The following is a 12,925-nucleotide window of genomic DNA, read 5'->3' as shown; positions in this document are numbered from 1 at the left end:
TCAGTTCTTGTGGCGCGAGGAAATCGCTTCGAGCTGTTTGTTCAAGGCATCCTTGCGTTCGGCGGGGATGTCGTTCCAGTGCACATCCATCAATGCCCCCTCGATCGCATACAACAACACCTTCGATGCGCGAAACCCACGGGTACGCACGGCCCGGTAGGCGTCCACCGCTCCCAGGCGACGCAAGTCCGAGGCGCTGTGGATGCCCACGGCATGCAGCCATTGCGCCGACGTCTTGCCAAGATTTTTCAGGTGTTGCAGTTCATCATTCATCAAGCCTCCTTGCGACGGCCGAATGGTGCGTGGGCGAGCTTCCCAGGAGTGTAGCCATCAGTAGGAAAAGCGTGGTTGTTTGGTCGGATTCAACGCAAACGCTTCTAAGAAAGGGCGCTTGAACGGCCTGCGAACGCAGAAAGGGGGGGGAACACAATTGAATGTAGGAGTGAGCCTGCTCGCGATCGCGGACTGGCAGGCACACATGTGTTGAATGTTAGACCGCTATCGCGAGCAGGCTCACTCCACAGGGAAGGCGTTGTGTCAGGGAATAATGAGGCGATCAGCGAGTGCGATAGCGCAATCGCGTACCGAAATTCATCGACATCAGGATTTCATCGGCACTCAGTTCCGGCGGGAAGTACGCTCCGGAAATCTGGGCGTGGGCCAGGCTTGCGCCTTCGAGCGATGAGTTGCGGAAATCGATGCCGCGCAGGTCGGCGGAACGGAAATACGCGTCCCGGAAATCCACGCCATCGGCATTCAGTTCGCGCAGGTCGAGGCCGCGGAAGTCGCCGCCCACCATGTCGATCGGGCCGTCATTGGGACGCTCCTTGTTAAAACCGGTGATGTCATCCTTGTGCAGCAGGGCATAAAGCGGGGTGTCGAGAAGTTTCGGCTGGCTCATGTCATATCACCTGTTGGTTTTATGACGCCAGTATAGTGCCACTATTTGACGGCCGTGAAGCGAGCGAGGGCTTCACGGCCGAAATAGTTTCTTACAGGCCTGGCAGGCGCTGACGGATCTGCGCGACCACCGTATCCAGCGTGCCGGATTCGTTGGTCTGCACGCGCTTGCTACGCAGAATCTCTTCCGGTGTCAGCGCTTCGCGGTTGGCCTGTTGGGCTTCGATCACGGCGAGGGTGGCGTCGGAAGGATCTTTTTGATCCGCCTGACGAATCGCCAGCCAGCTCTCGATCACCGCCTGCGGCGCATTGCAGTCGAGGATAAGGAACGGCGTGCCAGTGGCCTCGGCGATTTTCGCGGCGCTGTCGCGTTGTTCACGCTTGAGGTAAGTCGCGTCGATTACCACCGGGAAACCGGCGTGCAGGATGACCTCTGCGATCTCATGCAGCCGCGCGTAGGTCGCGACACTGGCATCGGCACTATAAATGCCGGCCTGCACGTCATTGGCCACGGTTTGCTCACCGAACAGACGCTTGCGCTCGACATCGGAGCGCAGACGGATCGCGCCCAGCGCTTCGACCAGACGCATGGCCACGTGGCTCTTGCCGACGGCGGAAACACCGTGGGTGATGGCCATGAAGCGCGACGGAATGGTGCTGTAGCTTTCTGCCAGGTTGGCGTAGTTGCGATACTGACGCAGGGTGGTCGCGCGCTGCACCGGCGTGGCGTCCGCCGGCATGCTGAACAGCGCAACCTTGGCGCGAACCAGAGCGCGGTAGGCTTTGTAGAAGTTCAGCACTTCCAGGCCCTGATAGTCACCGGTCAGCTCCAGGTACTGGCTGATGAAGCGACGGGCCAGGGATTTCAGGCCGCGGTCTTCCAGGTCCATTGCCAGGAAACCGGTGTCGGCCCAGACGTCGGTGAAACGAAACGGTTCGTTGAACTCGATGCAGTCGAAGATCACCACTTTGCCGTCGATGACTGTGGCGTTGCCCAGATGGATGTCACCGTGGCATTCGCGGGTGAAGCCCTCGGTCTTGCGCTGCGCGAACAATGGCTTGAGGCGTTCGAAGCTGCTTTCGGCCCAGGCTTTCAGCGCTTCGAGTTGCAGCAGATCGCTTTTATCGCTGAGGAACGGCAGGATCTGTTCGAAGTTTTGCGAAACCGGTGCCATCACCGCGTCCGGGGTGCCAGCTTCATGTTCGGCCGGCACTTTTGGTGCGCTGAGGTGGAAGTGAGCAATCTGCTCGGCCATTTCGTCGATGTGCCGAGTGGTCAGCTCGCCGTTGGCCTGCAGGGTGCTGAGCAAACCGGTCTGCGGGAATTGACGCATCTTCAGCACATATTCGATGGCCGGACCGTCACCGTCCAGTTGCGGTGCTTCGGCGCTGCCAGTGACCGGTAACACGTCCAGATACAGATCGTCGGTCAGGCGCTGGTTCAGACGCAGTTCTTCAGCGCAGAAATGCGCGCGTGACTCCAGGCTGGTGAAGTCGAGAAAGCCGAAATTCACCGGCTTCTTCACTTTGTAGGCAAAGGGACCGGTGAGGATCACCCACGAAATGTGGGTTTCGATGACCTGGAACCCTTCGACGGGGTGCGGGTAGAGGGCCGGGTTTTGCAGGGCAGCGATCAGTGACTGGCTCACGGGCGATCCTTCAGAGACTGGGGGAAATTCGAGGTCGCCATTATGGCCGCTCGCCAGCCCGACGCAAACCTCGGAGCGCTCCTGTTGAGTATGAATAAAGTGCGTATAATCCGCCGCCATGACTCGATCTCGATCCCCCCGTACCAAGAAAAAACCACCTGCCAAGGGCCTGAGCCCGTGGCTGGGCTGGGCCATTAAACTCAGTCTGGTCGGCCTTGTGGTGCTGGCCGGCTTTGCCGTTTACCTCGATGCCGTGGTGCAGGAGAAGTTCTCCGGCAAGCGTTGGACCATCCCGGCCAAGGTGTACGCACGCCCGCTTGAGCTGTTCGTCGGACAAAAGCTCAGCAAGGACGACTTCCTCACCGAACTCGATGCCCTCGGCTATCGTCGCGAAGCCGTGAGCAACGGCCCCGGTGCCGCAGCGGTCAATGGCAACACAGTCGATCTGAATACCCGCGGTTTCCAGTTCTATGAAGGCCTGGAGAAACCACAGCCGGTGCGCGTGCGTTTCTCCGGCGACTACGTGGCGGAGCTGTCGGCGATCAACGGTTCGAAACTGTCGGTCGTGCGTCTCGAACCGCTGATGATCGGTGGCATTTACCCGAAAAACCTTGAAGACCGCATCCTGATCAAACTCGATCAGGTGCCGCCGTACCTGCTGGAAACCCTGGTTGCGGTTGAAGATCGCGACTATTACAGCCACTGGGGCGTGTCGCCGAAGTCGATTGCCCGAGCCATCTGGGTCAACACCTCTGGCGGCAAAATGACTCAGGGCGGCAGCACGCTGACCCAGCAGTTGGTGAAAAACTTCTACCTGACCAATGAACGCAGCCTGACCCGCAAGCTCACCGAAGCGATGATGGCGATGTTGCTGGAGCTGCATTACGACAAGAAAGAGATTCTTGAGGCGTACCTCAACGAAGTCTTCGTCGGTCAGGACGGTCAGCGTGCGGTGCACGGTTTCGGTCTGGCGAGTCAGTTCTTTTTCGGTCAACCGTTGTCCGAGTTGAAGTTGCACCAGGTTGCATTGCTGGTCGGCATGGTCAAAGGTCCGTCTTATTACAACCCGCGTCGCAACCCGGAGCGTGCGCTGGAGCGGCGTAACCTGGTGCTCGACGTGCTCGAGCAACAAGGCGTGGCAACCGCGGAGCAGGTCGAGGCCGCGAAGAAAATGCCACTGGGCGTGACGACGCGCGGCAAGCTCGCCGACAGCTCGTTCCCGGGCTTTATTGATCTGGTCAAACGCCAGTTGCGTGAAGACTATCGCGACGAAGACTTGACCGAAGAAGGTCTGCGGATCTTCACCAGTTTCGACCCGATTCTGCAGATGAAGGCCGAGGCTTCGGTCAACGATACCTTTAAACGTCTGGCCGGGCGCAAGGGCTCCGACGACGTGGAAGCGGCGATGGTCGTGACCAACCCGGAAACTGGCGAAGTCCAGGCCATGATCGGCAGCCGTCAGGCCAGTTACGCCGGTTTCAACCGGGCGCTGGACGCCGTGCGGCCGATCGGTTCCCTGGTCAAGCCGGCGGTCTATCTGACGGCGCTGGAGAAACCGAGCCATTACACGCTGACCAGTTGGCTGTCGGATGAGCCGTTGTCGATCAAGGGCGCGGACGGCCAGGTGTGGAAGCCGCAGAACTATGACCGTCGCTCCCACGGCACGGTGTTCCTCTATCAAGGGCTGGCGCACTCCTACAACCTGTCGACCTCGCGTCTCGGGCTGGAAGTCGGTGTGCCGAATGTGCTCAAGACCCTTGCGCGTCTGGGTGTGACCCGTGAATTCCCGGCGTTCCCGTCGATGTTGCTGGGTGCTGGCGGCATGACCCCGATCGAAGTGGCGACCATGTACCAGACCCTCGCCAATGGTGGTTTCAATACGCCAATGCGCGGGATTCGCAGCGTACTGACCGCCGAGGGCGAGCCGCTCAAGCGTTATCCGTTCCAGATCGAGCAGCGTTTCGATCCGGCGTCGATCTACCTGATCCAGAACGCCATGCAGCGGGTGATGCGTGAAGGTACCGGCAGTTCGGTTTATAACGTGCTGCCGAAGACGCTGACCCTGGCCGGCAAGACCGGTACCAGTAACGATTCGCGTGACAGCTGGTTCGCCGGTTTCAGTCAGGATCTGCTGGCGGTGGTCTGGCTGGGTCGCGATGACAACGGCAAGACGCCGTTCACCGGGGCTACCGGTGCGCTGCAGGTCTGGACCAGTTTCATGCGCAAGGCCGATCCGCTGCCGCTGGACATGCCGCAGCCGGACAACATCGTCCAGGCGTGGGTCGATTCGCGGACCGGACAGGGCTCCGATGCCAACTGCCCGGGGGCGGTGCAGATGCCGTATATTCGCGGCAGCGAACCGCCACCCGGCGCCGCGTGTGCAAGCGAAACGCCTGCTTCGCCGGAATCGGTGATGGATTGGGTCAAGGGCTGGATGAATTAAGCAAAGAGGGTTTCAAGTGAACAAGTGGTTGATTCCAGCGGTGACCGCCGTGGCTTTGCTCAGCGGCTGCTCTACCGTACAGCGTGGTTCGATTCCGGTGGTCGATTCCGGTACCGCCGTGTCCAACAGCGAGCGCATTTCGGCCAATGGCGGCTTCCGTCAAACGACCGTCAAGCGCCCTGTGCAGGGCCAGACTCAGGCGATCCCGCAAGGCGATACCGGCGTGGTGGTGATGGTGCCGGGTGGTGGCGCGACAACATCCGCGCCGATCAGCACTTCGCCAATCGTGCCGGGACCGGCGTCCGGCGGAATTACCCCGGGACCGTACAATCCGTCGCCGGTTGACTCGGCGCCCGTCAACACTGGCAGCTACAGCATGCCGTCGACGCCGAGCGGCATTCCTTCGGCCAGCAGCGGCGGCGGTCTGTCGGCCGACGAGCAACTGGACGGCCCGGTGCTCGCGTTGCTGACCACTGCGCAACAGCAACAGGCCGGTGGCGACCTCAATGGCGCTTCGTCCAGCCTGGAGCGTGCCCAGCGTGTTGCCCCGCGTGAGCCGCAAGTGCTTTACCGTCTGGCGCAAGTGCGCATGGCCCAGGGTGACGCCCCGCAAGCCGAGCAATTTGCCCGTCGTGCATTGACCATGGCCAACGGTCGTCCTGATCTGCAAGCCAATCTGTGGGAAATCATCGCGCAGTCCCGTGAAAAACAAGGTGACGCTGCCGGCGCCGCGCAGGCCCGTCAGAAGGCCAGGGTTTCGCTGTGATGGATGTTCGGTTCCCGAAAATCGCCGATCAGCTGTTGCTGATCGAGCGTGAGTTGCGCACTCAGGGCTGGTGGGACGAGGTCTCGCCGTCGGCTGAAGCCCTGAGCAGTGTCGAGCCGTTTTCGGTCGACACACTGGACTTCGAGCAGTGGCTGCAATGGATCTTCCTGCCACGGATGAAAATGATCCTCGAGCAGGATCTGCCGTTGCCCAATGCCTCGGGGATTCAGGAAATGGCTGAAATGGTCTTCGCCCAGCGCAATCTGCAGGGCAAGGATCGCCAGTTGCAGGTGCTGCTCAAAGAGTTCGACCTGCTGATCACCGCTTCCCGTTAATACCGATTCCGTGCAGGAACTGCCGCAGGCCGCGATCTTTTGATCTTGTCTTTAACGATCGCAGCCTGCTGCAGCGCCTACAGGTCTCTATTCACAGTTTTGCGTAATCTGTTTCTGCGCTTCGATAATGCGCTCCTGCCGTTGTGCAGCGTCCAGGCGCCTTGATTCTCCCTCTACTTCTTCTCTCAAACGTGGATTGTTCTGCAATTGCGCAAGGTTCGTCCGTGCCTGTTCGCAAAACTGTTTGAGCTGTGCCTGCTGGTCGGCGACCTGTTTCTTGACCTTGGCGTCGATCACCTTCTGATCCCCCAGTGCACCGCTGCCCGGCATTGGCGCAGCTTTGGGCGGTGGCGAGGAGGGCGTTTGTACGGTACTGGACGGCTGGCCTTGCGGCGGCTGCGCATCGAAGTGCGTGACACCTTGAGCGTCGACCCATGTGTAAATTTGAGCGGCCATGCACCACGGGCTGAGGCCGATCAGCAGAGTGAGGAGTAGCGTTCGCATGCTGATTCCTTGGCAAAATTGCGCAATTGACGCTAACAGAGTAGCGGTTTTCAGGTTTTTTCTTGCGTTCTCATGTGCTTACCCACAATTAAGCACATAGACGGCTTGACTTGGAGAGGGCGAAACAGAAGAATCCAAAGTCCGCTGTAGAGGGACTGCCAGAAGCAGACCCACTCGGTAGATCATGAGGCGCACATCCGCGCCGACCTGTTACACCCGCAACGCGTTACCTCGCGCTGGGTGGGAAAGGCCCGCAACACTTGGGACGATCCCAATACTTGCTCAGTCAGTGCTGACGTAGTCGGCGACCACCGTCGCTCATGCTCTGCCGAGAAGTAAACCTATTAAGACCCGCCCCTTTTTTGTGGACGGTATTCTGGCGTTTTAGAGGTGAACAACGTGGAGCTTTTATCTGGCGGTGAGATGCTCGTCCGCTTCTTGCGTGACGAAGGCGTCAAATATATCTACGGGTACCCGGGTGGTGCTCTCCTGCATGTTTACGATGCCCTGTTCAAAGAACCGGAAGTGACCCACATCCTGGTTCGTCACGAACAAGCGGCGACCCATATGGCTGACGGCTACGCCCGTGCCACCGGTAAAGCCGGCGTGGTATTGGTGACTTCCGGTCCAGGCGCCACAAACGCCATCACCGGTATCGCCACGGCCTATATGGACTCGATTCCAATGGTGATTATTTCCGGTCAGGTGCCAAGCACCATGGTCGGCACCGACGCGTTCCAGGAAACCGACATGATCGGTATCTCCCGGCCGATCGTGAAGCACAGCTTCATGATCAAGCACGCCTCGGAAATCCCGGAAGTCATGAAGAAGGCCTTCTACCTGGCGCAATCCGGTCGTCCGGGCCCGGTCGTGGTCGATATCCCGAAAGACATGACCAATCCGGCCGAGAAGTTCGAATACGTCTTCCCGAAAAAAGCCAAGCTGCGCTCCTACAGCCCGGCCGTTCGCGGTCACTCGGGGCAAATCCGCAAGGCGGCAGAAATGCTCCTCGCGGCCAAGCGCCCAGTGCTGTACTCCGGCGGCGGCGTGATTCTGGGCAATGGTTCCGCACCGCTGACCGAACTGGCGAAGATGCTCAACCTGCCAGTGACCAACACCTTGATGGGCCTGGGTGGTTACCCTGGTACCGATCGGCAGTTCATCGGCATGCTCGGCATGCACGGCAGCTACACCGCCAACCTGGCGATGCATCACGCTGACGTGATCCTGGCGGTCGGCGCGCGTTTCGACGATCGCGTGATCAACGGCGCGGCGAAGTTCTGCCCGAACGCCAAGATCATCCACATCGACATCGACCCGGCTTCGATCTCCAAGACCATCAAGGCCGACGTGCCAATTGTTGGCCCGGTAGAGAGCGTCCTGACCGAAATGGTCACGATCCTCAAGGAAATCGGCGAGACCCCGAACAAGGAGTCGGTTGCCAGCTGGTGGAAGCAAGTCGATGAATGGCGCGGTGATCGCGGCCTGTTCCCTTACGACAAGGGCGATGGCAGCAAGATCAAGCCGCAGACCGTGATCGAGACTCTGTGTGAAGTGACCAAGGGCGATGCCTTCATCACTTCCGACGTGGGCCAGCACCAGATGTTCGCGGCGCAGTACTACACGTTCAACAAGCCTAATCGCTGGATCAACTCCGGTGGCCTGGGCACCATGGGCTTCGGTTTCCCGGCGGCCATGGGCATCAAGTTGAGCTTTCCGGATGATGACGTCGCCTGCGTGACCGGCGAAGGCAGCATCCAGATGAACATCCAGGAGCTGTCGACCTGCCTGCAATATGGTCTGCCGGTGAAAATCGTCATCCTCAACAACGGTGTTCTGGGGATGGTTCGTCAGTGGCAGGACATGAGCTACGGCAGCCGTCACTCGCACTCCTACATGGAATCGCTGCCTGACTTCGTCAAGTTGGCTGAAGCCTACGGCCACGTTGGCGTACGCATCACCGAATCGAAAGATTTGAAGTCGAAGATGGCAGAAGCGTTCGCCATGAAGGATCGCCTGGTCGTGATCGACATTTCGGTCGACACCAGCGAGCACGTCTATCCGATGCAGATCAAAGACGGCTCGATGCGCGATATGTGGCTGAGCAAGACGGAGCGTACTTAATCATGCGGCACATTATTTCCTTGCTTCTGGAAAACGAACCCGGCGCTTTGTCTCGCGTAGTCGGCCTGTTCTCGCAGCGCAACTACAACATCGAAAGCCTGACCGTGGCCCCGACCGAAGACCCGACCCTGTCGCGTCTGACGCTGACCACCGTGGGCCACGATGAAATCATCGAGCAGATCACCAAAAACCTGAACAAGCTGATCGAAGTGGTCAAGCTGGTGGACCTGTCGGAAAGCGCTCACATCGAGCGCGAGCTGATGCTGGTCAAGGTCAAGGCCACTGGCGCCCAGCGCGCCGAGATCAAACGCACCACCGATATTTACCGTGGACAGATCGTCGACGTCAGCGCCAGCGTGTATACCGTTCAATTGACCGGTACCAGCGACAAGCTCGACAGCTTCATTCAGTCCATCGGCACCGCATCAATTCTGGAAACCGTCCGTAGCGGCGTGACCGGCATTGCTCGCGGCGACAAAGTACTCAGCATCTAAACCAAATTAGCGAATGGCCTGAACGGCCTGGATATATAGGGGAAATTCATGAAAGTTTTCTACGATAAAGACTGCGACCTGTCGATCATCCAGGGCAAGAAAGTTGCCATCATCGGTTACGGTTCCCAGGGCCACGCCCAAGCGTGCAACCTGAAAGATTCCGGTGTCGACGTTACCGTTGGTCTGCGTAAAGGTTCGGCCACCGTTGCCAAAGCTGAAGCTCACGGCCTGAAAGTGACCGACGTGGCTGCCGCTGTTGCCGGCGCCGACCTGGTCATGATCCTGACCCCGGACGAGTTCCAGTCCCAGCTCTACAAGAACGAAATCGAGCCGAACATCAAGAAGGGCGCCACCCTGGCCTTCTCCCACGGCTTCGCGATCCACTACAACCAGGTTGTTCCGCGTGCCGACCTCGACGTGATCATGATCGCGCCGAAAGCCCCGGGCCACACCGTACGTTCCGAGTTCGTCAAAGGCGGCGGTATCCCTGACCTGATCGCGATCTACCAGGACGCTTCGGGCAACGCCAAAAACGTTGCACTGTCCTACGCTGCTGGCGTTGGTGGCGGTCGTACCGGCATCATCGAAACCACGTTCAAAGACGAGACCGAAACCGACCTGTTCGGCGAACAAGCCGTTCTGTGCGGCGGTACCGTTGAGCTGGTAAAAGCCGGTTTCGAAACTCTGGTTGAAGCTGGCTACGCGCCGGAAATGGCCTACTTCGAGTGCTTGCACGAACTGAAGCTGATCGTTGACCTCATGTACGAAGGCGGTATCGCCAACATGAACTACTCGATCTCCAACAACGCCGAGTACGGCGAGTACGTGACCGGTCCGGAAGTGATCAACGCCGAATCCCGTCAGGCCATGCGCAATGCCCTGAAACGCATTCAGGACGGCGAATACGCCAAAATGTTCATCAGCGAAGGCGCAACCGGCTACCCTTCGATGACCGCCAAGCGTCGTAACAACGCCGCTCACGGTATCGAAATCATCGGCGAGCAACTGCGCTCCATGATGCCGTGGATCGGTGCCAACAAGATCGTCGACAAAGCCAAAAACTAAGTCGTCACCCTTGTACGAAAAACGCGGCCTCGGCCGCGTTTTTTCGTTTGAGGCGGTGGTTCTGGTATAAAGCTGCATCGTTTGTGGCCGAACTGTCGTCCTCAAGCACCTGTCGAATTTTCTCCAAACCGTTGCAAGGTAATGTCCATGAGCGAACGTCCCGAAGAGCCGAACAAGGCTTCTGACGCCGAAAGCCTGCTGCCCATCGATGAACACATCGAAGAAGGGCACGACGCAGAAGGTCGTAAAGTCCGGCATCGTGGTATCTATCTGCTGCCGAACCTGTTCACCACGGCGAACCTGTTTGCCGGGTTCTATTCCATCATCAACTCGATGAGCGCCCAGGCGGCCCTGAGCGCTGGCGATTCGGCGAATGCGAGCAAGTATTTCGCCTTCGCTGCGATCGCGATCTTCGTTGCCATGGTGCTCGACGGTCTCGACGGCCGGGTTGCGCGCATGACCAATACGCAAAGTGCTTTTGGCGCCGAGTACGACTCGCTGTCGGACATGGTTGCCTTTGGCGTCGCGCCGGCGCTGCTGGCTTTCGGCTGGGCGTTGGGTGACATGGGCAAGGTCGGCTGGATGGTTGCCTTCATCTATGTAGCGGGCGCGGCGTTGCGTCTGGCACGTTTCAACACCCAGGTTGGCACCGCAGACAAACGTTACTTCATCGGCCTGGCCAGTCCGGCAGCCGCCGGTGTGGTGGCCGGTATCGTCTGGGCATTCAGCGATTACGGCATCCAGGGTTCGAAAATGTCGTTCCTGGTCGCGTTGATGGTCGCGGCTGCCGGCATGCTGATGGTCAGCAATATCAAGTACAACAGCTTTAAAGAGCTGGACTTGAAAGGGCGCGTGCCGTTCGTGGCAATCCTTGCGGTGGTGCTGGTGTTCGCCGTGGTCTTCAGTGATCCACCGCGCATTCTGCTGCTGGTGTTCCTCGCCTACGCTGCTTCCGGCCCGGTGCAATACCTGTTGCATCTTCGTCGGCACAAAAAAGCCGAGTGATGTAATTTCCCGCATACTCCGCAGTCTATGGGTGCATCTGTCCTCCAAAGCTGCGGAGTTGCCATGCTGATCAAAGTCCCCCAAGCGTCTGACTGCCATGAGTCGGATGTCACGCCTGAATCCATTTATCTCTCCCGCCGCCAGTTGCTGGGGGCCACTGCTGCCGGTATCGCCGTCAGTAGCCTGCCACGCTGGGCCAATGCCGATGATGCGGCGCGTTATCCCGATGTCGAGCCGGGCAAGGCTCCAGCCTGGTTTGCCGAAAAGCTTCCTTCTACTAAATGGGGGGCGGTCAACGTCAAGGATGAGGCGATCACGCCTTATAAAGATGCGACCCACTACAACAACTTCTATGAGTTCGGGACCGACAAGGGTGATCCGGCGGCGAATGCCGGCGCGTTGAAAACCGAACCGTGGACGGTGGTGGTGGACGGAGAGGTGGGTAAGCCGGGGCGCTATGCGCTGGAAGACTTCATGAAACCGTATCAGTTGGAAGAGCGCATCTATCGACTGCGTTGTGTCGAGGCCTGGTCGATGGTCATTCCATGGATCGGTTTTCCGATCTCGGCGCTGCTCAAGCAGGTCGAGCCCACCTCCAAAGCCAAGTACATTCGCTTTGAAACCTTGCAGGATCCCAAGAGCATGCCCGGGCAGCGCTCGGGATTCGCTTTGATCGACTGGCCTTATGTAGAGGGCCTGCGCCTGGATGAGGCGATGAATCCTCTGGCGATTCTTGCGGTGGGTATGTATGGCCGCGAACTCCCGAATCAGAACGGTGCGCCGCTGCGTCTGGTGGTGCCGTGGAAGTATGGCTTCAAGAGCGTCAAATCCATTGTGCGGATCAGTCTTGTCAGCGAGCAGCCAAAGACGACATGGCAGAGCATTGCGGCAGATGAGTACGGCTTTTACGCGAACGTGAATCCGACGGTCGATCATCCGCGCTGGACCCAGGCGCGGGAGCGGCGTCTGCCGAACAGTCTGTTCAAGCCGAATGTGCGTGATACACAGATGTTCAACGGCTATTCGGATGAAGTCGCTTCTTTATATACAGGGCTCGATCTGCGGAAGAACTACTGATGCGATTCCCGTACTGGCGTATAGGCGTTTTCATTGCGGCGGCAGTCTGGCCGATGCTGTGGTTGTATCAGGCTCTCGGGGATTTGCTCGGGCCTGATCCTGGCAAAGTGCTGGTGGATCGGCTGGGGCTGGGGACGTTGGTGTTGTTGTTGATTACCCTGAGCATGACACCGATGCAAAAGCTAACCGGGTGGGCAGGGTGGATTGCTGTTCGTCGGCAGTTGGGGCTTTGGTGTTTTGCCTATGTGGTTTTGCACCTGGGCAGCTATATGGCGTTCATTCTGGGGTTCGATTGGTCGCAGCTGGCGGTCGAACTGCGTAAGCGGCCTTACATAATAGTAGGGGCGTTGGCTTTCCTAGGACTGTTGGCGCTGGCGGTGACCTCCAATCGCTACAGTCAGCGTCGTTTAGGTGTGCGTTGGAAGAAGTTACATCGTCTGGTGTACGTGATTCTTGGCCTGGGTTTGCTGCATATGCTGTGGATTGTGCGTGCTGATCTCGAAGAGTGGGCGATCTATGCCTTTATAGGTACTGTGCTTCTGCTGCTGCGTATTCCGCCAGTG

The 12,925-nt window shown here is 58.8% G+C and carries 13 protein-coding genes (1 of these 13 running past the window's edge); 9 read left to right on the top strand and 4 right to left on the bottom strand.

Going from position 1 to position 12,925, the window contains the following annotated elements:
* The 3 genes from HV782_RS24720 to HV782_RS24710 form a co-directional block, all read right to left on the bottom strand.
* Positions 1-273 carry a TfoX/Sxy family protein gene (locus tag HV782_RS24720; protein ID WP_003228231.1) on the bottom strand — a complete coding sequence of 91 codons (273 nt, stop codon included), beginning with the start codon at positions 271-273 and terminating at the stop codon, positions 1-3.
* 283 nt (positions 274-556) lie between these two features.
* Positions 557-901 carry a pentapeptide repeat-containing protein gene (locus HV782_RS24715; RefSeq protein ID WP_123464123.1) on the bottom strand — a complete coding sequence of 115 codons (345 nt, stop codon included), beginning with the start codon at positions 899-901 and terminating at the stop codon, positions 557-559.
* Positions 902-992: 91 nt separating this feature from the next.
* Positions 993-2,549 carry a bifunctional aminoglycoside phosphotransferase/ATP-binding protein gene (locus HV782_RS24710; RefSeq protein WP_123464125.1) on the bottom strand — a complete coding sequence of 519 codons (1,557 nt, stop codon included), beginning with the start codon at positions 2,547-2,549 and terminating at the stop codon, positions 993-995.
* A gap of 118 nt (positions 2,550-2,667) precedes the next feature.
* Between HV782_RS24710 and mrcB the strand changes: the two genes are divergently transcribed.
* From mrcB to HV782_RS24695, 3 genes are read left to right on the top strand one after another with little or no spacing between them, the layout of a single operon-like run.
* Entirely contained in the window at positions 2,668-4,992 is a 2,325-nt protein-coding gene (mrcB, locus tag HV782_RS24705; RefSeq protein ID WP_186747930.1) for a penicillin-binding protein 1B, read from the top strand.
* Positions 4,993-5,008: 16 nt separating this feature from the next.
* A complete protein-coding gene (locus HV782_RS24700) occupies positions 5,009-5,758 on the top strand; it encodes a tetratricopeptide repeat protein (RefSeq protein ID WP_128613747.1) in 750 nt (249 codons plus the stop codon).
* Positions 5,758-6,093: a YqcC family protein gene (locus HV782_RS24695; protein WP_123464131.1), complete on the top strand. Its 336-nt coding sequence runs from the start codon at positions 5,758-5,760 to the stop codon at positions 6,091-6,093. Before HV782_RS24700 ends, HV782_RS24695 begins: the two co-directional genes overlap by 1 nt.
* Positions 6,094-6,180: 87 nt before the next feature.
* Here HV782_RS24695 and HV782_RS24690 read toward each other — a convergent pair whose 3' ends face one another.
* Positions 6,181-6,597 carry a DUF4124 domain-containing protein gene (locus HV782_RS24690; RefSeq protein WP_123464133.1) on the bottom strand — a complete coding sequence of 139 codons (417 nt, stop codon included), beginning with the start codon at positions 6,595-6,597 and terminating at the stop codon, positions 6,181-6,183.
* Positions 6,598-6,996: 399 nt separating this feature from the next.
* On the opposite strand from HV782_RS24690, the gene HV782_RS24685 reads away from it, so the two are divergent.
* From HV782_RS24685 to msrQ, 6 genes are all read left to right on the top strand, one after another.
* Positions 6,997-8,721 (top strand): acetolactate synthase 3 large subunit, encoded by a 1,725-nt coding sequence (locus HV782_RS24685; protein ID WP_123464154.1) that lies wholly within the window; start codon positions 6,997-6,999, stop codon positions 8,719-8,721.
* 2 nt (positions 8,722-8,723) lie between these two features.
* A complete protein-coding gene (ilvN, locus tag HV782_RS24680; protein WP_003205610.1) occupies positions 8,724-9,215 on the top strand; it encodes an acetolactate synthase small subunit in 492 nt (163 codons plus the stop codon).
* A 48-nt stretch (positions 9,216-9,263) separates the two neighbouring features.
* Positions 9,264-10,280 (top strand): ketol-acid reductoisomerase, encoded by a 1,017-nt coding sequence (gene ilvC, locus HV782_RS24675; protein ID WP_007959661.1) that lies wholly within the window; start codon positions 9,264-9,266, stop codon positions 10,278-10,280.
* 147 nt (positions 10,281-10,427) lie between these two features.
* On the top strand, positions 10,428-11,285 hold the full coding sequence (pssA, locus tag HV782_RS24670; protein WP_016983477.1) for a CDP-diacylglycerol--serine O-phosphatidyltransferase: 858 nt from the start codon (positions 10,428-10,430) through the stop codon (positions 11,283-11,285).
* A gap of 63 nt (positions 11,286-11,348) precedes the next feature.
* A complete protein-coding gene (msrP, locus tag HV782_RS24665) occupies positions 11,349-12,362 on the top strand; it encodes a protein-methionine-sulfoxide reductase catalytic subunit MsrP (protein WP_128613748.1) in 1,014 nt (337 codons plus the stop codon).
* Positions 12,362-12,925, top strand: the 5' portion of a protein-coding gene (gene msrQ / locus HV782_RS24660; protein ID WP_186747933.1) for a protein-methionine-sulfoxide reductase heme-binding subunit MsrQ. Its footprint extends 60 nt past the window's final position; 564 of the gene's 624 nt are visible here — the first part of the coding sequence; its start codon is at positions 12,362-12,364; its stop codon lies beyond the right edge, outside the window. Before msrP ends, msrQ begins: the two co-directional genes overlap by 1 nt.

This window comes from Pseudomonas monsensis, assembly GCF_014268495.2.
Lineage (GTDB): Bacteria > Pseudomonadota > Gammaproteobacteria > Pseudomonadales > Pseudomonadaceae > Aquipseudomonas > Aquipseudomonas monsensis.
Note: the sequence above shows the minus strand (reverse complement) of the source record. Positions and strands in the feature narration are given on the sequence as shown.

Bases quoted from the DNA above. Each gene is read 5' to 3' on its own strand.
- HV782_RS24720 (WP_003228231.1), bottom strand. From the start codon at position 273: ATGAATGATGAACTGCAACACCTGAAAAATCTTGGCAAGACGTCGGCG.
- HV782_RS24715 (WP_123464123.1), bottom strand. From the start codon at position 901: ATGAGCCAGCCGAAACTTCTCGACACCCCGCTTTATGCCCTGCTGCAC.
- mrcB (WP_186747930.1), top strand. From the start codon at position 2,668: ATGACTCGATCTCGATCCCCCCGTACCAAGAAAAAACCACCTGCCAAG.
- HV782_RS24695 (WP_123464131.1), top strand. From the start codon at position 5,758: ATGGATGTTCGGTTCCCGAAAATCGCCGATCAGCTGTTGCTGATCGAG.
- HV782_RS24690 (WP_123464133.1), bottom strand. From the start codon at position 6,597: ATGCGAACGCTACTCCTCACTCTGCTGATCGGCCTCAGCCCGTGGTGC.
- ilvN (WP_003205610.1), top strand. From the start codon at position 8,724: ATGCGGCACATTATTTCCTTGCTTCTGGAAAACGAACCCGGCGCTTTG.
- ilvC (WP_007959661.1), top strand. From the start codon at position 9,264: ATGAAAGTTTTCTACGATAAAGACTGCGACCTGTCGATCATCCAGGGC.
- pssA (WP_016983477.1), top strand. From the start codon at position 10,428: ATGAGCGAACGTCCCGAAGAGCCGAACAAGGCTTCTGACGCCGAAAGC.
- msrP (WP_128613748.1), top strand. From the start codon at position 11,349: ATGCTGATCAAAGTCCCCCAAGCGTCTGACTGCCATGAGTCGGATGTC.